The organism is Flavobacterium sp. HJ-32-4 (genome assembly GCF_022532105.1).
GTDB lineage: Bacteria > Bacteroidota > Bacteroidia > Flavobacteriales > Flavobacteriaceae > Flavobacterium.
In genome coordinates this window covers 2,817,994-2,838,479 of sequence record NZ_CP092832.1, presented here as the reverse complement: position 1 = coordinate 2,838,479, position 20,486 = coordinate 2,817,994, and the positions used below count along the sequence as shown (strand labels likewise).

Sequence of the window (20,486 nt, the reverse complement as noted above, 5' to 3'; positions counted from 1 at the left end):
CTCCGCTAAGAAGGAATTGAGAACGTAGTAGTAAAAATGCAATTTCATGTCAGTCCTCCAACAGACCCTCTCAGAAACCCTCATTGAATTAGAAGAGCGCCACGGTGCCCACAATTACCATCCCTTACCGGTAGTGCTTTCGAAGGGACAGGGTGTGTTTGTATGGGATGTGGAAGGAAAACGGTATTACGATTTTCTATCGGCCTATTCCGCAGTCAACCAGGGGCATTGTCATCCGCGGATTATTGAAGCGCTCGTCAACCAGGCGCAGCAACTGACACTTACCTCTCGTGCCTTCTATAACGATAAATTGGGGGTATACGAGAAGTTTCTCACGTCCTATTTCGGTTTTGATAAGATGCTCCCGATGAATACGGGCGCAGAAGCAGTAGAGACGGCCATCAAGATCTGCCGTAAATGGGCCTATGAGAAGAAAGGAATAGCCGAACAACAGGCGAAGATCATCGTTTGTGAAGGAAACTTCCACGGACGCACCACGACCATCATTTCGTTTTCAAATGACGCCAATGCCCGTCGCAATTTTGGTCCCTATACAGAAGGTTTCATCCGGATTCCGTATGACGACATTCCTGCCCTCGAACAGGCACTCGCCTCGGGCAACGTCGCCGGCTTCCTGGTAGAGCCCATTCAGGGAGAAGCGGGTGTATACGTACCATCGGAAGGTTATCTTGCCGCGGCAAAAGCATTGTGCGAAAAATACGGGGCACTTTTCATTGCGGATGAAGTGCAAACCGGCATCGCACGCACCGGACGCCGTATCGCCTGCGACCATGAAAACGTGCGTCCCGACCTATTGGTGTTGGGCAAAGCGGTCTCAGGTGGCGTGTATCCGGTGTCAGCCGTTCTCGCCGACGATGCTATCATGGACGTCATCAAACCAGGGCAGCACGGTTCGACCTTTGGGGGCAATCCGCTTGCCGCCGCCGTCGCCATGGCAGCCTTGACAGTAGTCGAAGACGAGAAACTGGCGGATAATGCCGAACGTCTCGGGCGTCTTTTCCGTGCGAAACTGAACGACTATATTGCCAATAGTAAAATTTGCAGCCTGGTAAGGGGCAAAGGATTACTCAACGCCGTCGTCATTAACGATTCAGAAGACGGCGATACCGCCTGGAATATCTGCCTGAAAATGGCCGAGAACGGACTGTTGGCTAAACCCACGCATGGCAACATCATCCGGTTTGCGCCTCCTTTGGTCATGACCGAAGAGCAGTTGTTGGAATGCGTCGGCATCATCACCGACACCCTCCGTCTTTTTGAAAACTAGTTGATAAGTTGAACGGCACTAACGTCGTCAACATAATCCCAACATGTATTTTTGGGATCTAATCAACTTTTATAGACTATGGAAAACAGTTCCTTTGATAATTTTGACGTACAATTGAACGAGGCAGGTCGTTCCTTCCTTCGTGTCACCGGTAAATGGGCGTTGTTCCTCAGCATCATTGGTTTTATTGGTGTTGGGTTTTTCCTGTTAGCTGCACTGGCCATGTTTTCCATGGGTAGTTTCGGCGGCGGGCTTTTTGGCGGCGTGGGCGGGGCAGTAATTGGGGCGGTTTACGTTGTCTTTGCTGCGATTTTCTTTTTCCCACTTTTTTATCTGTTCCAATTCTCCAGTCGTATCAAACGAGCCTTCGAGGAAAATGATAGCGTGGTGCTGAACGATGCGCTTGGATCGCTCAAAACCCACTATAAGCTGGCAGGCATATTTACCATTGTTTTTATTGCCCTTTACATTGTATTAATTTTCATTATGGTCGGGGCAGGTATCTCCGGTGCCATGTAACAAAAGCACCATATCTCAATAGAAAGACCGTCCCAAAAGGGCGGTTTTTTTGTACCTTTCCAACATGAAGCGAATTCCTTCCAATGTCCTGTATGTGGTACTTCTCATCAGCGGAAGTATCGCGCTCTATGAGCAATCCGGATCCCAGCCGCGGCTGTTCGTGGTCATCCCGTCGATAGCGGTATTCCTACTCGGATTGATGGCCCTTTCGTCCCGAATCCCGTCTAAAAACAAGAGCGAAGATGACCCGGTTCAGTAAAGGCGATCGCGTATCCGTCCTGAATGACGATGTCGACGGCGTGGTCGTTTCCGTGTCGGGTCGCGACGTAACCATTGAAACCACGGATGGTTTTCCCATGATACTTGACGAGAAGGAGCTGATTCCCGTTGCCGGAGAACTGAAAATAGAGATTGGAAGCGTCGGGCGCATCCTCAAAGAAAAGGAACCGGAACGGCGTAAAGCGGTAGTTCGCGAAAAAAGAACCGGCGATATTCCCCCGCCGGAGTTCGATCTTCACATCGAAAAACTGGTGAAGAACCATCGTATTTTATCGCCACATGATATCCTGACCATGCAAACCGAAACCGCGAAACGGCATATCGAATTTGCCATTCGCAACCGAATGCCGCGAATTGTGTTGATACACGGAGTGGGGGATGGCATCCTTCGGTCGGAACTGGAATTTCTGTTATCGCGCTACGACAATGTGCGTTTTCACGACGGGAATTACCAGAAATACGGAAGCGGCGCCCTCGAAGTGGTGTTCACCCAAAAGTAATCAGCTTCCGGTTACGATCTGTCCGATAAGATAGTCAGGACCGAAATTAAAGGTAAAGCCGTTTCGGCTGAAGATGACGTTCTTCAGGCGGATTTTGTGGATGTAGTTGCCAACACCGGCGGTCGTTGTTTCGACTTCAATAATCCCACTCACGCCATCCACGCCTGCATTTCCAACCCATGTTTCGAGAGTCGTAACGCCACTCGGAAGCGTCGCAGCGCAAAGGTTGTCGGCACTGATCCCAATATTAAATACGCGGTAGCTGATGGTGTTCGTGCCATTGATCAACGCTGTTTTGGGCTCAGCCGTCACCTCGTTGGCAAACAGGTAGTCGAATGTCGCTTGGTCAAAGTCGAGCGTCAACGCCTGGCGCTGGGTCGAACGGGAAATGCGCGTGCCACATCGGTCGATTACACAACCGTTTTCATTATCGCATCGGAAGGTCGTTAATTCGAGGTTGGCGTCCTCGGTTTTATACGTGCCGTAGGCGAGCGGCTGGTCATTATCAAACGTGACGGTGCCGTCTCCGGTGTCGAAAGTGATGTTTTCAAACGACAGAGTATGGGTATAGCCGTCGGGTAACACCGCCGTAGAGCCTTCCACTTCGAGGAAATTCGCACCATTCACCAGTCGGATCACACCACCGGTTGCCACCCATTCTTCTTTTACCTGTGGAGAAGAAGGGGGGATGGACGAACACATCGTCGCAGCCGAAACCGGACCATCGTATAAGCGGTAAATGACTTTGTAGGTGCTTCCGTCGATGTCGAATGTTTCATCCGACACACCATTGATAAGTTCTGCTTTCGGGATCACAACTATCATCGCCTGGTTGCCGGATACTTTATAAAGGAAGAAATCAGCGTCTTCGCGGTTGTCGCAGGCATCCACCTGGGCGTCTCCGAAATCCAACGACTGCACGCGTATTTCGCCATCCTCACAAGATGACAGCGCAAAAAACGCGATAAACACCAGGGCCAGAACTTTTTTCATGCAGGTAGCTTCAGTGGCACAAAAATAGCGAAAAAACACGTAGCGACTGAGCCGCTTCCGCATCGACGGCCCAAAAAAATGCTAAATTTGCGCCCATGGGAAATGTATATCTCGACAATGCGGCGACCACGCCCCTGCGGCCCGAAGTGATTTCGGAAATGATGACAGTTTTATCGGCCGACTACGGCAATCCGTCGTCTTCCCATAGTTTCGGTCGCGGCGCCCGTGCCCTGCTGGAACGTTCCCGAAAAGCCATCGCGAAAGCGCTGAATTGCCAGGCCTCCGAACTGATTTTTACCTCAGGAGCCACCGAAGCGAATAATTGGATACTGATGTGCGCCGTCCGTGATTTGGGCATCCGCCGCATCATCACTACCCGCGTCGAACACCACGCCGTTTTACATGCGGTGGAACAGCTCGAACGAAACAGTGGCATCCGCGTTGACTTTCTGAAGGTAGACGTCGACGGACGTATCGACCTCGTGGAACTTGAGACCTTATTGGCAGATCCGATTCCCACCCTGGTATCGCTGATGCATGTCAACAATGAAACGGGCGTTGTACTCGATCTTCAGGCCGTCGGCACGCTTTGCAGAAGCCACCACGTGCTGTTTCATTCGGATACGGTGCAGTCTGTCGGTAAAACCGAATTGGATTTGCAGGCATTGCCTGTAGATTTTATCGTGGCGAGTGCACACAAGTTTCACGGACCGAAAGGCGTGGGGTTTGCGTTCGTTCGCAAAGGGCCGGCCCTGCACGCGATGTTCTACGGAGGCGAACAGGAAAAAGGACTCCGCCCCGGAACCGAATCCGTTCACAACGTGGCCGGTATGGCGACCGCATTGACGATGAGCCTTGAGCACCTGCAAGAGGAGCGGGAGGCGATATGCCGTCTTAAGGAATATGCCTGGGAACGGCTGACTACACAATTTCCCGGAACCCGGCAGAATGGCGCGGATACGTTTTACAACATCCTCAACGTGACGCTACCCCTTCCGGAGAGTAAGACACCTCTGCTGCTGTTCGCGCTCGACATGAAAGGAATCGCGGTCTCACGGGGAAGTGCCTGTCAATCGGGGAGTGCCCGCCCGTCGCATGTATTGGCCGAGATGTTGGACGATGCTACCTTGGCGCGCCCCAGTTTACGGATTTCCTTTAGTCACTACAATACCACGTCGGATATCGATGCGCTTATCGACGCGCTTTCCGGAGTGTAAATGCTTCGTTAAAATCGCCCGTCACCGTCCCGGAATAGCCAATTTCGGTTAAGTTTGTGAAAAAAACAGACATGAAAAGATTCTTATTCTCGTTGGTGGTAGCGGCTGTCGCCTCTTCGGTATCGGCCCAGGGTAAAGGCAAACTCGAACTCGGTCTGCAGTTGGGTGGGAACCAGTCAACGGTTTCCAATAACAATTATTCGGAAGATCCCAGTTATTCTTTTAACGTAGGTGCCTCGGCTGAGTACTATTTTTCTAATGAATGGGGGCTGAAGGTACGGGCTATCTATGATCGTAAAGGATTTGATGAAGGTTATTACCGCTGGGTTGATGACAACATTTACCTTGCTGATTTCAATCTCGATTACCTCACGATTCCCGTAACGGCCGTCTGGCATTTTGGGGATGATAATGCCTGGTTCCTCGATTTCGGATTGTATTATGCAACCCTGCTACGCGGTCGCGAAACGAGCCATGATGCCGATTTGAAGGATGATTTCCGAACCTCAGACGCCGGCGTGGCGTTTGGTATCGGGTATAAATTTCCGGTATCGGACCGACTACGGATGTTCGTGCAACTCGACGGACAGGGTGGTTTCACCGATATTTATAAAGGCGAGGGCGATGTACAGACCTCGCGATTGGCACTTAACGTAGGATGTAACTTCCTGCTATTCTAAATAAAAAAACCGCGACTCGAATCGCGGTTTTTTTTATGGTTTGACCAGCACTTTATAACCCCACGCCGGAAGCGAGAACACATCGTCTCCTTTGAGTTCAACGGTCGCGCCCGAGAACAGTTCTTTATACGAGCCTTTCTGGTAGTTCGAATCAAGTGTCACCTCCGCCGGCAGTTTGCTGAAATTGATGATGGAGATCACCTGATCGTTGCCGGATGTACGTGAGAACGAGATCACCTGGTCGGGTTTGTTGTTGAAAATCCGGATCATGACACCGCCGGCTTTCCCGTTCCATAAGGCTTTATTGCGATGTTTCAGGTCGAAAAGCGTGCGGAAGAGTGCAGCATGCGGATCGTCTTTCCATGTGATTTCATCCTTTTCAAAAAAGGCAAGCGAGCGGTCGAGTCCGGCTTCCTGTCCGCTATACACCAACGGCATACCGTTTACCGTTCCCGTCAGTACGATCGCGGCATCCAGCGCCTCCCCGAAATTCTTATACGGATTGCCCTCCCATGAATTCTTGTCGTGGTTGTCCGTAAACGTCATCCGATAAGCATCCCGAGGGAAGGTGCTGACGTCATGGGCCAGATACTCGACAATCCCACCGACGGGCTTTCCGTCGCGGGTGACGGCCACCATTTTATCCCACAGTGACCAGGCATAGGTCATATCGAAAGCCTTCGCATGAAGGTCACGGGATTCCCATTCACCCAACATAAAAACGGGTTTTATGGCATCAAGCCGCGCCCGGACGTTGTCCCAGAAATCAACCGGCACGAATCCGGCCGTATCGCATCGGAAACCGTCGATTCCCATATCGCGCACCCAGTATACCATTACGTCGGTCATATACTTGCGTAAACCGGCATTGTCGTAATCGAAGTCGATCACATCGTCCCAGTCGTACCAGGGAGTAGGCTGGAAATGCCCTTCCGGGGTCTTTGTATACCAATCCGGATGCTCTTTTGCCAGCGGATTGTCCCAGGAGGAATGGTTGGCCACCCAGTCAATGATCAGGTGCATCCCCTTGTCATGAACGGCTTTGACCAGATGTTTGAAATCCTCTTTGGTGCCAAATTCGGGGTTAACGCCATAGAAATCAATGATGGAGTAATAACTTCCCAGCGTTCCCTTTCGTTTCTCTACCCCAATCGGATGTACCGGCATCAGCCAGATGATATCAATTCCCATTTTCTTGAGTCGGGGCAGGTGCGACTCGAACGCGCGGAACGTTCCTTCTTTTGTATACTGCCGGACATTAACCTCATAAATAGTGGCGGCCTGCGCCCATTCAGGGTGCTTTACCTGCACATATTCTTTGGGTGTGTAGTCGGATTCCGGAGCGCTTCCGTTTTCCGTTTTCTGTTGGCATGCCAGAAGGCAGAGGGTCATGCCCGCCAGTACAAGTCTCTTCATGTCAAGGGTTTTGATTTCGAAATATAAGAAAATCGGAGGGAAAAGGCACACACGGGGAAGTACGAGTATCGGGTAATAAAAAAGGCGGCCCTTTTCAGACCGCCTTTCTATATTAGGATTCCGGTTGGTTTTTTTTCTCGGCGTCCATCATCTCCATCAGCTTCATGCCCAGCAATCCGCTAATCGGTCCGTCGCTGCCGCCGTTGCCTGAGATCAGCACATCCGGTATTACCTTGATATTGCCTTTGGCGATCTCTTCCGTGATTTTGTAACGGGTAAAGTTGTCGCCGCCCATGGCCCTGACTTGTAGCTCATACGCTTCCGCGGTTGATTTACCGATCGCCATGATTTTCTCGGCTTCCGCCAGACCCGTTTTCGAGATGCGTTCGGCTTCAGCGCCGGCCGTCATCTTGGTGGCTTCCGCCTGGGCACCTGCTTTTGCCTTTGTAGCTTCGGCCTCGGCACTGGCACGCATTTTCATGGCTTCCGCTTCTGCGTTTACGGCGAGTTTGAGGCTGGTCGCATCACCTTCGGCTTTCTTAACGGTCGCGTCGGCCGTCCGTTGTGCGATTTCAACGCTTTGGGAGGCCCGTACGATTTCCTTCTGCATATCGGCAATAGCCGTTTCTTTCTCCACGCCCTGACGCTGTTCCTGAGCGAGCTTCTGTGTCTGGTAGGTCTTTTGCTCTTCCTCCGCGATCTTCCGGTCGGTCAGCGTTTTCATGAGGGAATCCGGTGGCACGATGTCCCCAATCAGGGTATCGACGGCATTGACATTGTATTCGTCGAGTACGGTTTTGATATGGACTTTAGCCGATTCCTGGCGTTCTTTACGTGTACTGAGGAACGAAATCACATCGCTGTCCTGCGCCGAGTTCCGGAAGTAGTTACCGATTGTCGGTTCCAGCACCTGCGACACCAGGTTCGTCATGCTACCGAAACGCGCAATGACTTTCGGCGCCTCGTTCGCGGGCACGTGGATGATCTGTGCCACGTCAAGATTGAACGGGAATCCGTCTTTTGAGCGGACGGTGATCGTCGACAGGTTCTTATCGAGGTCGTGCGACTCGCTTCTGGCGTTCGCCCAGTTGAGCACGAGATTGGTGGTCGGAACGGGTTCCAATTTGGTCGTGTATTTGTTGAGCGCATATTTTCCCGGACCCAGTGGCTCCATCCAGACACCGCGTTGGCCTTTCGACACAATGTTGCCGTGTTTGAACGATTCGCCTGTTACGTCCTGGCCATCTTCGCCTATGTAGGAGATGACGACGCCCACATAACCAATCGGCACATCTGTCATCGGATTCTGCTCGATCTGGATGCCCCAGGTATTGATATAATAGGAACCGGCGAGTATTACCTGCGGTTGCAGACCCCGGTTGCCGCCATTTCTCAAAAACTGGTCGAAATCCTGGAAGTTGTTGTGACCTTCGACATAGCGACCGGCAATTTGTCCAATCGGGATAGGTTCGCCGTCAAGCGCCGTTACGATACCCACCATATTCTCGTCAATCTTTACCTGATATTCGATAATGACTTCGAACAGATAGGTGTTGATACGATAGGATCCGGTTGTGATGAACGCGGTCTGCCGACCTTTCTGCCCTCCGTTTTCAAGGAAGGCGGTGGCATCCTGGAAGTTGTCGCAGTCGACTTTCCGCGCGAGGATACGCCCCGTCGGGATTTCCATACCGTCGCGAGCCATGACCAGTCCGATTCGACCTTCGGGAATGATGGTAAACGGTGTCATTTCAACCGAATACTGCCAAATCCACTTGCCCCAGTAAAGTCCCGGCGCCAGTGTCTTCGCCTGGAAACCCGCTTCGCCACGGGTAGCGATGATGCGCCCGTCCGGTAGGGATTTGGCGGCACCGAACAATACGAACTTCTTCGTCACCAGTCCGATACGGTCTTCTGGAACGATTACCATCCCGAAGAAAATCCTCAGGACAAATTTGTACAAAACAATCCCTATCAGGATTAGCAGCAGCCACCCGTAGGACATTAAAAATGGTATCATGTTTGGAAAGGTTTGAAGATGCTAAATTACGAATAGATTAACATTTCTTATTCGAAAATTCGCACAATTAACCAAACGCTTGCTGTGAATGAGGGATTTTTTAGGATTCATACGCGTTCCCGTGTGTTTTTTCATCAAAAAGCTTCCGTTTCGATCAAAAAAAAGCCCGGCGGTGAGCCGGGCTTCAATAGGGATTTTATTTCTTACAGGTGGATAACCTCACCGTACGCATCGGCAGCCGCCTCCATGATGGCTTCGCTCATCGTAGGGTGCGGGTGGATCGACTTGATGATCTCGTGTCCGGTCGTTTCCAGTTTCCGTGCGACAACCGCTTCCGCGATCATATCGGTTACGCCGGCACCAATCATGTGGCAACCCAGCCATTCGCCGTATTTGGCATCGAAGATGACTTTCACGAAACCATCGGGCGTGCCGCCCGCTTTCGCTTTTCCGGAAGCAGAGAACGGGAACTTACCGACTTTCAACTCGTATCCTTTTTCCTTCGCCTGTTTTTCGGTGAGTCCAACCGAAGCGATTTCCGGCGTAGCATACGTACAGCCTGGGATATTGCCATAGTCGATCGGATCTACATGCAGGCCTTTGATTTTCTCTACGCAGGTAATACCTTCCGCAGAGGCCACGTGGGCAAGGGCAGGTCCCGGCACGACATCGCCAATGGCGTAGTAGCCTGGCACGTTGGTGCGGTAGAACTCGTCTACGGTGATTTTATCGCGATCGGTTTTGATGCCGACTTCCTCAAGCCCGATATTTTCGATGTTGGTTTTGATACCCACGGCCGACAATACGATATCGGCTTCCAGCACTTCTTCGCCTTTCGCTGTTTTGACGGTGGCTTTCACGCCGGCACCGCTGGTATCGACTTTCTCTACCGACGCATTCGTCATGATGGTGATACCCGCTTTTTTCAGCGAGCGCTCGAATTGCTTCGAGATATCCTCATCTTCCAACGGAACGATGTTCGGCAGGTATTCGACAATGGTAACCTGGGTGCCCATTGCATTGTAGAAGTGGGCGAATTCGACACCGATGGCGCCGGATCCCACTACGATCATCGATTTCGGTTGTTCCGGCAGTGTCATCGCCTGGCGGTATCCAATCACTTTCTTCCCGTCCTGTGGCAGGTTCGGAAGTTCGCGTGAACGGGCTCCGGTGGCAATGATGATATGGTCAGCCGAGTATTCGGTTTCTTTTCCGTCTTTGGTCACGCCGACTTTTTTCCCCGGCTTGACTTTCCCGCTTCCTTCGATGACATCGATCTTATTCTTTTTCATCAAAAACGTCACGCCTTTGCTCATGCCATCGGCTACGTTTCGGGAGCGCGAAATGACCGCGCCGAAGTCTTTGTCGAAATCGTTCACCTTAAGTCCGTAGTCGGACGCGTGCTTCAGGTAATCGAACACCTGTGCCGACTTCAGCAACGCCTTTGTCGGTATACAGCCCCAGTTAAGGCAAACGCCGCCCAGGCTTTCTTTCTCGACCACAGCGGTCTTAAAGCCCAGTTGCGAGGCGCGGATTGCCGTTACATAGCCGCCAGGGCCACTTCCTAAAACAATTACATCGTATTTCATGTTCGTGTGATTTGCAAATTATTTGGCGCTACGAAAGTAACGATTAATTGGCGAATGGCAAGTTGGGGGAGAGGGTTGGTGGTTGATAGTTGAGGGTTCATAGTTCATAGTTCATAGTTCATGGTTCATGGTTCATGGTTCATGGTTCATGGTTCGTGGTTCGTGGTTGATGGAGGTGAAGCCTCTTGTCGCCTGTTCCTGCCACTGACCACTAACTACCGACTACTGACCACTAATTACTAACTCCTTCACCCCGTCTGCCGTTCGCTCTCAAACTGTGCGTAATACAAGTTTTTATATACCCCTTCCTCGCGGTTCAATAGTTCGGCGTGTGATCCTTCCTCAATAACCAATCCTTTGTCCATTACCAGGATTTTGTCGGCCTTTACAATGGTAGCCAGACGGTGCGCAATCACAATGGACGTGCGGCCTTCCGTTAATTTTTCGGTTGCGTTCTGGATCAGTTCCTCCGTATGCGTATCCACCGACGAGGTAGCTTCGTCGAGGATCAGGATGCCAGGGTTGCTGACGTAGGCCCGCAAAAACGCAATAAGCTGGCGCTGGCCCGACGACAGCATCACACCGCGTTCCTTCACATTATAATTGTAACCGTTCGGCAGGTTCATGATGAAATCGTGTACACCGATCTTCCGGGCCGCCGACACCACCTGTTCCATCGTGATGGTCGGATCGTAGAGCGTAATATTGTTGAAGATCGTATCCGCGAAAAGGAATACATCCTGCAGCACCACCGCAATCTGTCGACGCAGCGAATCGAGGCGGTAGTTCCGGATGTCCTGGCCTTCGATGGTAATCCGGCCCGAATTGAGTTCGTAGAAACGGTTCAGCAGGTTGATAATCGTCGATTTCCCTGCTCCGGTAGCACCTACGATGGCGACGGTCTGGCCCGGGGCTACCTGGAAACTGATTCCCTTGATGATTTCTTCATCCGGGTTGTAGCCAAAGTGGACGTTCTCAAAGGTAATGGTTCCTTTAAAGTCAGGTGCTTCCAGTCGGCCTACATCCTGTATCTGGTCGTCGGTGTCGAGGATGTCGAATACGCGGTTCGCGGCAATCATCCCCATCTGCATCTCATTGAATTTATCGGCGATCTGGCGTAAGGGGTTGAACAGCATACCGATGAACATGGTATAGGTGGCCAGTTCCGGGAATTCGGTGGTCGTGTCACCCAGCGCAATCAACAGTCCGCCATGCCATACCACAAAAGCCAGCGTAAACGACGAAACGATATCGGCGATAGGGAAGAAGATCGAGTTATAAAGGATGGTCTTGATCCAGGCGACATTGTGTTTCTGGTTGATGTCGCTGAACTTCTGCGCTTCGATTTCCTCGCGGGTAAATAACTGCACGATTTTCATACCCGTAACGCGTTCCTGCACAAAGGTGTTGATGGCAGCCACCTGCGTACGCACTTCCTCAAAGGCCACCTGCATTTTGCGTTGGAAGATGCGGGTGACATAGAGCAGAAACGGCATCACCGCCACCGGAATCCAGGCAAGCTTCCAGTTCATGACGAAAATGACCACCAATACCACGACCATTTTCAACAAATCGCTGAGGATCATGAAGAGTCCCTGGCTGAAGATACGGGCAATCGATTCTATGTCTGATACCGTTCGGGTAACCAATTGTCCTACAGGCGCCAGGTCGAAGTATTTCATCCGGAACTTCAACATGTGGTTGAACAGTTTTACTCGGATATCGCGCACGATTTCCTGCCCCAGTTTGTTGGCGAGGAATACAAAATAAAACTGCGCGAAGACCTCAAGCAACAACAAGACGGCAATACCACCACAGAACAGCTCCAGTCCGTCGCGACGATGGTGCTGCAGGAAGATCTTAATGACAAATCCCATGGCCCACGGGCGTGCCGCCGCAAATGCCGCCAGGGCAATCGCCCAGAAGATGACGCCGTAATACAACGTCCGATAGGGCGCCGTATACACCATGATGCGTTTAAAAACTTTTGTATCGAATGCTTTTGCTTTCATATCATATCAATATTCGACCTTCACCAGTGAAAGTCCGTGTGCCGGCACCGAAAAACCGGCCCGTCCGCGGTCGCGGCTTTCGATGATCCCGCGTATGTCGTTTGGCGTCGCTTTCCCACTGCCGATGGTCACAAGGGTGCCGACAATGGCCCGTACCATGTTGCGGAGGAAGCGGTCGGCCGCAATGCGGAATACCAGTTCCGTGCCGCGCTGTTCCCATTTTGCTTCGGTAATCGCACACCGGAAAGACGTTACATCAGTGTCGACCTTCGAAAAACACTCGAAATCGTCGTATTCCATCAAAAGGGCCGCGGCTTCGTTCATCGCGTCGATGTCAAGGGGAAGCGTGTGCCGCCAGGCGAATGCTGTCGAAAACACGTCTTTCTGCGTCGCAATCCGGTATTCGTAGGTACGTTTGGTGGCATCGAAACGGGCGTGGGCATCCGGTGCGACCTCATAAATGGCGTGCACCGCGATGTCGTTCGGCAGGAACGAATTCAACTTATGGATCCATTTGGGGATGTCCTCCAATGCGTTCGCATCGAAGTGCGCGAACATTTCCGAAGCATGCACCCCGGCATCCGTACGTCCGGCACCGGTAAGGGCAATCGGTTCGCCCAACAGCAGCGAAAACGCGTGCTCCATCGTACCCTGCACCGTCACGGCATTGGGTTGCGACTGCCATCCGCGGTACTGCGTGCCTTTATAGGAAAATCTCGTGAAATAGCGCAAGTGAAGTCGGATTTTGGACGCACAAAGATACGGATTAATCACACGTGCGTCGCGGCGGAAGGGGGCACTTTCGCTATCTTGCAGCATACAAAAAACACGGTGAGAAAGATTCTTTTGTTATCGGATACGCACGGGCATGTCGACGACACCATGCTAAAATACGGCGCCCAGGCCGATGAGATCTGGCACGCTGGCGATATAGGCGATCTTTCGGTTACCGACGCGCTTCGCGAGGTAGCACCGCTTCGGGCGGTTTTCGGTAACATCGACGATGACAAGGCCCGACGGGAGTTCCCGCTGCACCAGCGTTTTTTCTGTGAGGAAGTCGACGTGTGGATCACGCACATTGGCGGGTATCCCGGACATTACAATCCTACCATCCGGAGCGAGTTGTACTTAAACCCGCCGCGGTTGTTTGTATGCGGACATTCGCACATCCTGCGGGTAATGAACGACCCAAAACTCGGACTCCTGCACATGAACCCCGGCGCTATCGGCAAGCACGGTTTCCATTCAGTCCGTACGATGCTGCGTTTTACCATCGAAGGAGCCGACATCCGGCAATTGGAAGTGATTGAGATGGAGAAGAGAGGGTAGAAGGTTGGGGAACTGAGGAATTTTGAGTAATTGAGTAACTGAGTAACTGAGGAATTGGGTAACTGAGTAACTGAGTAACTGAGTGACTGAGACCTTGCGTATTGTCCTGGAATCGCTATATCCAGATTTTGTGTAGGGAAAAAGACCAATTTAGAGCTACGCTTACGGTCGTGTAACTAAAACAGGATTTATTTAGTAATCTGTATAGCTATTTTAGGACGCGACAACATACTGTATAGATACTGTATGGATAAAGTATGGATAAAGTATGGATAAAGTATGGATAAAGTATCGATGGTGACAAATTACTAACCCATACCCCTATACAAACTCAATTTCTTCTTTTCCTACCTATCTCATTTCCTCACTTCCTCAGTTCCTCAGTTCCTCAATTCCTCAGTTACTCAGTTACTCCGTTCCTCAGTTACTCCGCTACCCCACCGCCGCTTTATACGTCGCCAACGCCTTTTCCCGCGCTTCTTTGTGATCGACGATGGGCTTAGGATAGCGATCGGTGCCTAATTCGGGTACCCATTTCCGGATGTATCGCCGCTCGCTGTCAAATTTCTTGATCTGCTCTTCGGGGTTGAAAATGCGGAAGTAAGGCGCGGCGTCCACACCACTTCCGGCCGCCCATTGCCAGTTGCCCACGTTGCTGGCCTGCTCGTAATCGAGGAGTTTTTCCGCGAAATACGCTTCCCCGCGGCGCCAGTCGATGAGGAGGTGTTTGCACAGGAAACTGGCCGTAATCATCCTGACGCGGTTGTGCATACGGCCGGTGGCATTGAGTTCGCGCATGCCGGCATCTACGATGGGGTAACCGGTGTTCCCTTCGCACCATTTCCGGAAATGCTCCTCATTTTTCTCCCACGGCACCAGGTCGTAGCGTTCGCGGAAGGCTTTTTGGGGCGTATGGGGGAAATGCCACAATATTTGCATAAAGAATTCGCGCCAGATGAGTTCGTTAAGGAAGGTTTCCTGCCGCGACGCAAGGGCTTTTCGGACGATAGCGCGTACCGACACACTGCCAAACCGCAGATGGGGACCCAAACCGGAGGTTCCGTCAACCGCCGGGAAATTGCGACGGTCGGCATATCGATCGATCAACTCCTCGGTAAGCGTGAAATCCGGAACGCGGATAGGGGACGGGGCGAAACCGATGGCCTCTAACGACAAAAAGGGATACGCATGCACCGCGAATCGGTCCAAACCGGTATTCGATTCATAATAGGGAAGCGGCGTTGTCGCAAAAAGCTGTTTCCACTTGCGGGAATACGGGGTGTAAACCACATAAGGAGCGCCGTCGTCTTTTACCACTTCCGATTTTTCAAAAATGACCTGGTCTTTGCAGGTCTTGAAACGCACGTCTTTCTCTTTCAACAATCTCGACACCGCGGCATCGCGCTTGCGGGCGTAGGGTTCGTAGTCGTGGTTGGCAAATACGGTCGTCAGGGGCTGCTCAATCAGCAGCCGCGTGAACACGTTCTCTACCGTATCGTGGAACACCGCCAGCGAACGGCCGTGGTGCCGCAGCGTGGCGTCGATTTTCGTCAGTAACTCGTGTATGAAACCCACCCGGGCATCTGTTTTGGGCAGTTCGTCAAGGATCTCCGGATCGAAAATAAAGATGGGAAGTACCTCTTCGCCGCTTTGTAAAGCGTGATACAGCGCCGCGTTATCATCAAGGCGCAGGTCGCGTCGGAACCAGAATACCGTCATACCGTCTTCGATTCTGTGTAAGGTCCAAACAATTCCAGCATCCGCCGACGGCGAAAGTCAAATATCTCTTCCAGTTTGCCCTTTACGATAATTGGGTGCATCCACCGGCCTAAAAAACCGAGTGGCAAGCCATAGTCGACAATGTCTTCCATTTCAGTACCGCCGTCCACCGCGCGGAAAAAGTGCTTGTGGTGCCAGAGAGCGTAGGGCCCGAATCGTTGCTCGTCCACAAAATACTTGCCGTCTTCCACATGGGTGATTTCCGTAACCCATCGCATCTTAATGCCGAAGAGCGGTGTCACGATATATTGGATGACCTGTCCGGGATACATTTTTCGATCGGCGCCCGACACGATGTTGAATCCCATGTAGGGTGGCGTGATGGTCTTTAAATTAGCGGGATCAGAGAAGAATTCCCAGGCTTCCGAAACCGAAATGGGGAGCCGTTGGGTGCGTCGTAGGGTATAGAGTTTCATGTGACTAAAAGTACGGAAGAAAGTCTTAGTCACGCGTTAAAAAAGGCCGCCCGGGACCCTAACCAAATAATCCCGGACAGCCTGGCACCTGGATGAACCAGGCGTGTGATGTATGTCTTCACTAACAAAATGTCTGGAGTAAAATTGCGAAAACCGGGCCTATACGTTGTTACATAATTCACCTCTGCGTCTTACAGGATTATTTGTAAATAATGGTTCGCGGTTTCCCAAACTCGAAATCCTGGAATCCGAAGTCATTGGTTTCGAAGGTGTTGGTAAGGAAGAGGTTGTCGCCCTGACCGGGTATGGTCGGATAAAACGCAATGGATAGCTGGAAGGAATTGAACACCAGGTAGTCATTGCTGACCAGGATGCCCACCCCGATTTTCTGGTAAAAGCGGTTGCTCGTAAGCCCCTGTATTTCGTTGCCCAACACCGCAGCCGTATAATTGAAAAAGGGATTGAGGCGGAATCCTACCACCTGCCAGGGCGAGTACGATTGGGTCTGGAAGGTCAATACGAATTTCTTCGTTCCGTTTATCGCGCTGTTGAAGCCCTGTATGCCCGCACTGTTGTATCCGTAGTAACCGGCACCATAGCCCCCCTGGAAACCGCTCGATTCGTTGATCGTCAGCCGGTCCGCAACGGAAGCCAACCGATTCGTGCCAATAATTAGGAGCGGTTTGATGAACTGGCGCAATTTCCATTTGCCGCAGTCGATCAAATCGGTGAAGTAGTTCAACTGCAGCGAAAAAGCCGTTTGCTCGAGCGCCCCGGCCCGAAAGAAGGTGCCGTATTCGACGTTACCGCTGAGGTAGCCGATCCGGAAGTAACTGCCATACGATGCCCTGGCACCGAGGTAGGTCCGGTCGCGTCCGTTCTTGGTCTGGTATCCCGCCGTGAGTCCGTATATCTTCCCAATCGGCACGTCTTCCACAATACCGTTGTTGAACAGGTAGCGGTCTTCGACGAATTGCCGTGACGAAATACCCAGGCCGCCCATTACAAAGCGCTCGCCGGAGAAATAGTCAATCAGGTCGTATTCCCGCTTCGGACTCTCACTATACTGCGTAAAAAGAACACGCCCGGATGCGACGAGTCGGGTCGTACGGTCGTCCTCTGACGTACCCTCGAAAAGGCGAAAAGCGCGTCCGCCCCATAAATCCTGTGAGGTATACTTCAGGTTTTGGAGGGAATAATTCCCCGAGATGTCGGTGAGCGAGTCGCGGCGGAACTGCTGGTCGACATACACGCCACCCGCCCATTCCGTAAACGGCGAGAAGAACGTGCGTTCGATGTTAAGGCTTTTACCATAATACCCATCGAGGTCGACGCGATACGCCAGCGTGCTGCGGATGAAGGTGTTTTTGATGGTAGGGACGGTATACCGCAAGTTATAGGCCTTGTTGCCATTTTCATTGTCGTTGATGATACGGCTCACAAATTCGTGTCCGCTCCCCAGGATGTTCCGTTCCCGTATCTCAACCGAGGTCCGTGACGTACTGATGCTTCCCTTCGGAATAAGGCTCCACGAGTCGAGCACCCGCACGTTGATATCCACCGAATCCGACGAAACGGGCGTGGCGGTAATGTATACCCGGCTCACATACCGCTGGGTACGGATTAGACGTTCGCTTTCCTTTACCATCAGCGAATCGACGGGCCGGTTTTCTTTGATAAGCAGCAGGTTGCGGATGGCGAACTGCCGCGATTTGATGTGCACGGCATTCCCCAGTCGCTCACCCCAATTGCGCGGCTTACGGGTCGTATCGATTTCGGAATACCCAAACGGATCAAGGGTGTGGATCTTGATGTTCCGCACGATCCGGCCGTTGTAGTTTTTGTAGTCGCGTTTTTTCGGCTTCCGGATCGGATTCGAATTCTTGATTTCAGTAGGCTCAAAAACCAGTCGGTGCAGAAAGCGGGTAAAGCCCCGTCGCTTCGACGCCTTTTCGATTTTCTTGTAAAACGCAGCCGAGTCTTTTGCCGTCGTAGGCGCCTGTCCGGACACGTATATGGGTGCCAGTGCCAGAACGAAAAGGAACATCAGGATACGCTGCATTCTTCCAAAAATACATAATTGCCTTTAGTAACGGCAATCCTATTTCTTTGTTGCCTTTTTCGACGCTTTCGCAGCCGCTTCTTTCGCTTCTTTTTTGGCGGCTTCTTCTTTCTCGCGTTTTTCCTTCTCTTTCTTCTTGAAGTACCCCCGTAACAGGAAGTTGTGCTTGGCAGCCTCCATGTTTTCCTCGAGTCCTTTACTCGAATTCTTGAGGTTTTCCATGGTTTTGTCGAGGTTTTCGGCGATCTCTTTATCCTGTATCAAACGACCCAACGTTCCGTCGCCGCGGTTGATTTTCAACAGGATTTCGGCCATTTCCTCTGAAGCCACGGCCGCATTGTCGGCGGTAACGCTCAGGCTCCGCATCACGGCATCCATGTCGGTCGGTTCGTTCGAGGCGACGAGTTGGTTCGGTTTGATTTCATGGGTGGAATTCCCCTGCGACAGAACGAGAACCTTATCTCCAATAATGCCTTCCGAACCGATTCCGGCCCGGGCGTCTTCTTTGATAAAGGGTTTTACGTCCTGGCGGATGAGCATGTCGACCCGAACGGTCGTGTCGTTCAAGATCCGGATGTTGTCGACGGTCCCGATGTTGATACCCGAAAAACGGACGACATTGCCCACTTGCAGGCCGCCGACGTTTCGGAAGTTGGCCCGCAACTGGAAGACGGGATTGAAGAGGTTTTTCTGCTTACCTATTAGGAACAAGGCAAGGAAAAAGAGTACGATACCCGTAAAAACGAAGAGGCCGAGGCGTACTTTGAAGGTGGTGCTTTGCGTATTCATGTGGTAGTATTAGGACTTTCGTTTGGAGGTAAAATAGGATTGGATCAATGGGTCATCCGACGATTCGAATTCGTCGAGGGAGCCCTCTTTATACAGCGTGCCGTCTTTCAGCATCAGGATGCGGTCGGCCACCGTGCGCACACATTCAATATCGTGTGTGATGATGATGGAGGAGGTATTGTATTGTTTCTGGACACTGTTGATCAACTGGCTGATCTCGTCGGATGTAACCGGATCGAGGCCGGTAGTGGGTTCGTCATATAATATAATCGCCGGATCGACGATCAATGTCCGAGCCAGTCCGATTCTTTTTCGCATACCACCCGATAATTCCGAGGGCATCCGGTCGATGGCTTCGGGAAGGCCGACATCGTCGAGTACTTCTTTCACTTTCTGGTCAATTTCGGCCTGGGTCGTTTTGAGGCCGGTGCGGCGGAGTGGAAATTCCAGGTTTTCCCGCACGGTCATCGAATCATACAAAGCGGCACTCTGGAAGAGAAATCCGATACTGCGGCGGACTTCCCCAAGCGCGTCGCCTTTGAGCGAGTTGATTTCCTGGTCAAGGACGGTAATCGTGCCGCTGTCGGCGTCGAGCAAACGCACGATGCATTTGATCAACACCGATTTCCCGGTACCCGATTTCCCCAGTATCACCAGGTTCTCACCCTTTCGCAACTGGAAGGTAACGCCGTCCAGCACACGGGTGGTGCCGAAACTCTTTCGCAGGTCGCGGACGTCGATGATGGGCGTATCAGTGGTCGTCGTTTTCATATCACATCAGTTAGTTGAACGGCAATCAAATCGACGATGATTACCAGCAAAGACGAAAGTACTACGGCAGAATTGGCCGCACGTCCCACACTTTCCGTCCCGCGTCCGGCATTGTATCCTTTGTAACATCCTACCAAACCGATGACGGCCCCGAAGAAGAACGTCTTGATAAACGCGGGAAGTAAGTCAGAAAAAGCCAACTGCCCGAACGCCTGGTTCATAAACAAGACGAAACTGGCATCGCCCTTGATATTGGCGCCGGCCCAACTGGCCATGATCCCGAGCGCATCAGCATACAACACCAATAAGGGTAGCATCAGCGTGATGGCCAACACCCGCGGCACAACCAGAAACCGAATCGGGTTGGCAGAAGAGACTTCCATCGCATCGATTTGCTCCGTCACCCGCATTGACCCGATTTCAGCGCCCATACTCGATCCGATCTTGCCGGCGCAGATGAGGGCAATCATAACCGGGCCCATTTCGCGTATCATCGAAACGGCGACCATCCCCGGAAGCATGGTGACCGCACCAAAATCGACCAACACAGGCCGTGACTGGATGGTCAGCACAAGGCCGACCACAATTCCGGTGACGGAGATAAGTCCGAGCGACTTGTTTCCCACCTCAAAACAGTGGCGGAAGAACTCCTTGAATTCAAATCCCCGACTGAAGGTATTGGCGATCACGCGTCCGGTGAAAAGCACGCCGTCCGCCGTCCCCGCCAGGAATTGCTCAAAGCGGTTTTTTTTGCGGAGGGTCGATTCCGACAGCCGAACAGAACGCGTCCGCACACGTTGGCCCAGGGTAGTTTTGGTGGTCTCCAT

Annotated in this window: 19 protein-coding genes; 7 read left to right on the top strand and 12 right to left on the bottom strand. The window is 51.9% G+C overall.

Annotation, left to right across the window (positions count from 1 at the left end; all coding sequences use genetic code 11):
* The first annotated feature begins 46 nt into the window (after positions 1-46).
* From rocD to MKO97_RS12075, 4 genes are all read left to right on the top strand, one after another.
* Positions 47-1,288, top strand: a complete 1,242-nt coding sequence (gene rocD / locus MKO97_RS12090) for an ornithine--oxo-acid transaminase (protein ID WP_241103470.1) — start codon at positions 47-49, stop codon at positions 1,286-1,288.
* Between the two features lie 78 nt (positions 1,289-1,366).
* Positions 1,367-1,807: a DUF5362 family protein gene (locus MKO97_RS12085; RefSeq protein WP_241103469.1), complete on the top strand. Its 441-nt coding sequence runs from the start codon at positions 1,367-1,369 to the stop codon at positions 1,805-1,807.
* Between the two features lie 64 nt (positions 1,808-1,871).
* Positions 1,872-2,066: a hypothetical protein gene (locus MKO97_RS12080; RefSeq protein ID WP_241103468.1), complete on the top strand. Its 195-nt coding sequence runs from the start codon at positions 1,872-1,874 to the stop codon at positions 2,064-2,066.
* Positions 2,050-2,586 (top strand): Smr/MutS family protein, encoded by a 537-nt coding sequence (locus tag MKO97_RS12075; RefSeq protein WP_241103467.1) that lies wholly within the window; start codon positions 2,050-2,052, stop codon positions 2,584-2,586. Before MKO97_RS12080 ends, MKO97_RS12075 begins: the two co-directional genes overlap by 17 nt.
* On the opposite strand, the gene MKO97_RS12070 is transcribed toward MKO97_RS12075, so the two are convergent.
* Complete coding sequence (locus MKO97_RS12070; protein ID WP_241103466.1) at positions 2,587-3,579, bottom strand: hypothetical protein; 993 nt, start codon at positions 3,577-3,579, stop codon at positions 2,587-2,589.
* A 95-nt stretch (positions 3,580-3,674) separates the two neighbouring features.
* Here MKO97_RS12070 and MKO97_RS12065 point away from each other — a divergent pair, with 95 nt between their 5' ends.
* Positions 3,675-4,796: a cysteine desulfurase family protein gene (locus tag MKO97_RS12065; RefSeq protein WP_241103465.1), complete on the top strand. Its 1,122-nt coding sequence runs from the start codon at positions 3,675-3,677 to the stop codon at positions 4,794-4,796.
* Between the two features lie 71 nt (positions 4,797-4,867).
* Positions 4,868-5,476: a porin family protein gene (locus MKO97_RS12060; protein ID WP_241103464.1), complete on the top strand. Its 609-nt coding sequence runs from the start codon at positions 4,868-4,870 to the stop codon at positions 5,474-5,476.
* Positions 5,477-5,509: 33 nt separating this feature from the next.
* Here the strand turns inward: MKO97_RS12060 and MKO97_RS12055 are convergent, their stop codons facing one another.
* The 5 genes from MKO97_RS12055 to truA all read right to left on the bottom strand — a co-directional run bounded on the left by MKO97_RS12055 (position 5,510) and on the right by truA (position 13,332).
* Positions 5,510-6,892: an alpha-amylase family glycosyl hydrolase gene (locus tag MKO97_RS12055; RefSeq protein WP_241103463.1), complete on the bottom strand. Its 1,383-nt coding sequence runs from the start codon at positions 6,890-6,892 to the stop codon at positions 5,510-5,512.
* Positions 6,893-7,004: 112 nt separating this feature from the next.
* Positions 7,005-8,912 carry an SPFH domain-containing protein gene (locus tag MKO97_RS12050; protein ID WP_241103462.1) on the bottom strand — a complete coding sequence of 636 codons (1,908 nt, stop codon included), beginning with the start codon at positions 8,910-8,912 and terminating at the stop codon, positions 7,005-7,007.
* A 203-nt stretch (positions 8,913-9,115) separates the two neighbouring features.
* Positions 9,116-10,501, bottom strand: coding sequence for a dihydrolipoyl dehydrogenase (lpdA, locus tag MKO97_RS12045; protein WP_241103461.1), 1,386 nt, complete (start codon positions 10,499-10,501; stop codon positions 9,116-9,118).
* Between the two features lie 248 nt (positions 10,502-10,749).
* Positions 10,750-12,513 (bottom strand): ABC transporter ATP-binding protein, encoded by a 1,764-nt coding sequence (locus MKO97_RS12040; protein ID WP_241103460.1) that lies wholly within the window; start codon positions 12,511-12,513, stop codon positions 10,750-10,752.
* A gap of 6 nt (positions 12,514-12,519) precedes the next feature.
* On the bottom strand, positions 12,520-13,332 hold the full coding sequence (truA, locus tag MKO97_RS12035) for a tRNA pseudouridine(38-40) synthase TruA (protein WP_319800055.1): 813 nt from the start codon (positions 13,330-13,332) through the stop codon (positions 12,520-12,522).
* A 12-nt stretch (positions 13,333-13,344) separates the two neighbouring features.
* On the opposite strand from truA, the gene MKO97_RS12030 reads away from it, so the two are divergent.
* Entirely contained in the window at positions 13,345-13,842 is a 498-nt protein-coding gene (locus tag MKO97_RS12030) for a metallophosphoesterase (protein WP_241103459.1), read from the top strand.
* Between the two features lie 432 nt (positions 13,843-14,274).
* On the opposite strand, the gene MKO97_RS12025 is transcribed toward MKO97_RS12030, so the two are convergent.
* The 6 genes from MKO97_RS12025 to MKO97_RS12000 all read right to left on the bottom strand — a co-directional run bounded on the left by MKO97_RS12025 (position 14,275) and on the right by MKO97_RS12000 (position 20,486).
* Complete coding sequence (locus tag MKO97_RS12025; RefSeq protein ID WP_241103458.1) at positions 14,275-15,561, bottom strand: deoxyribodipyrimidine photo-lyase; 1,287 nt, start codon at positions 15,559-15,561, stop codon at positions 14,275-14,277.
* Complete coding sequence (locus tag MKO97_RS12020; RefSeq protein ID WP_241103457.1) at positions 15,558-16,037, bottom strand: SRPBCC family protein; 480 nt, start codon at positions 16,035-16,037, stop codon at positions 15,558-15,560. The genes MKO97_RS12025 and MKO97_RS12020 overlap by 4 nt, the downstream gene beginning before the upstream one ends.
* 199 nt (positions 16,038-16,236) lie before the next feature.
* Positions 16,237-18,099 carry a hypothetical protein gene (locus tag MKO97_RS12015; RefSeq protein WP_241103456.1) on the bottom strand — a complete coding sequence of 621 codons (1,863 nt, stop codon included), beginning with the start codon at positions 18,097-18,099 and terminating at the stop codon, positions 16,237-16,239.
* 39 nt (positions 18,100-18,138) lie between these two features.
* Entirely contained in the window at positions 18,139-18,888 is a 750-nt protein-coding gene (locus tag MKO97_RS12010) for an MlaD family protein (RefSeq protein WP_241103455.1), read from the bottom strand.
* 9 nt (positions 18,889-18,897) lie between these two features.
* Positions 18,898-19,659, bottom strand: coding sequence for an ABC transporter ATP-binding protein (locus MKO97_RS12005; protein ID WP_241103454.1), 762 nt, complete (start codon positions 19,657-19,659; stop codon positions 18,898-18,900).
* Complete coding sequence (locus MKO97_RS12000; protein ID WP_241103453.1) at positions 19,656-20,486, bottom strand: ABC transporter permease; 831 nt, start codon at positions 20,484-20,486, stop codon at positions 19,656-19,658. Before MKO97_RS12000 ends, MKO97_RS12005 begins: the two co-directional genes overlap by 4 nt.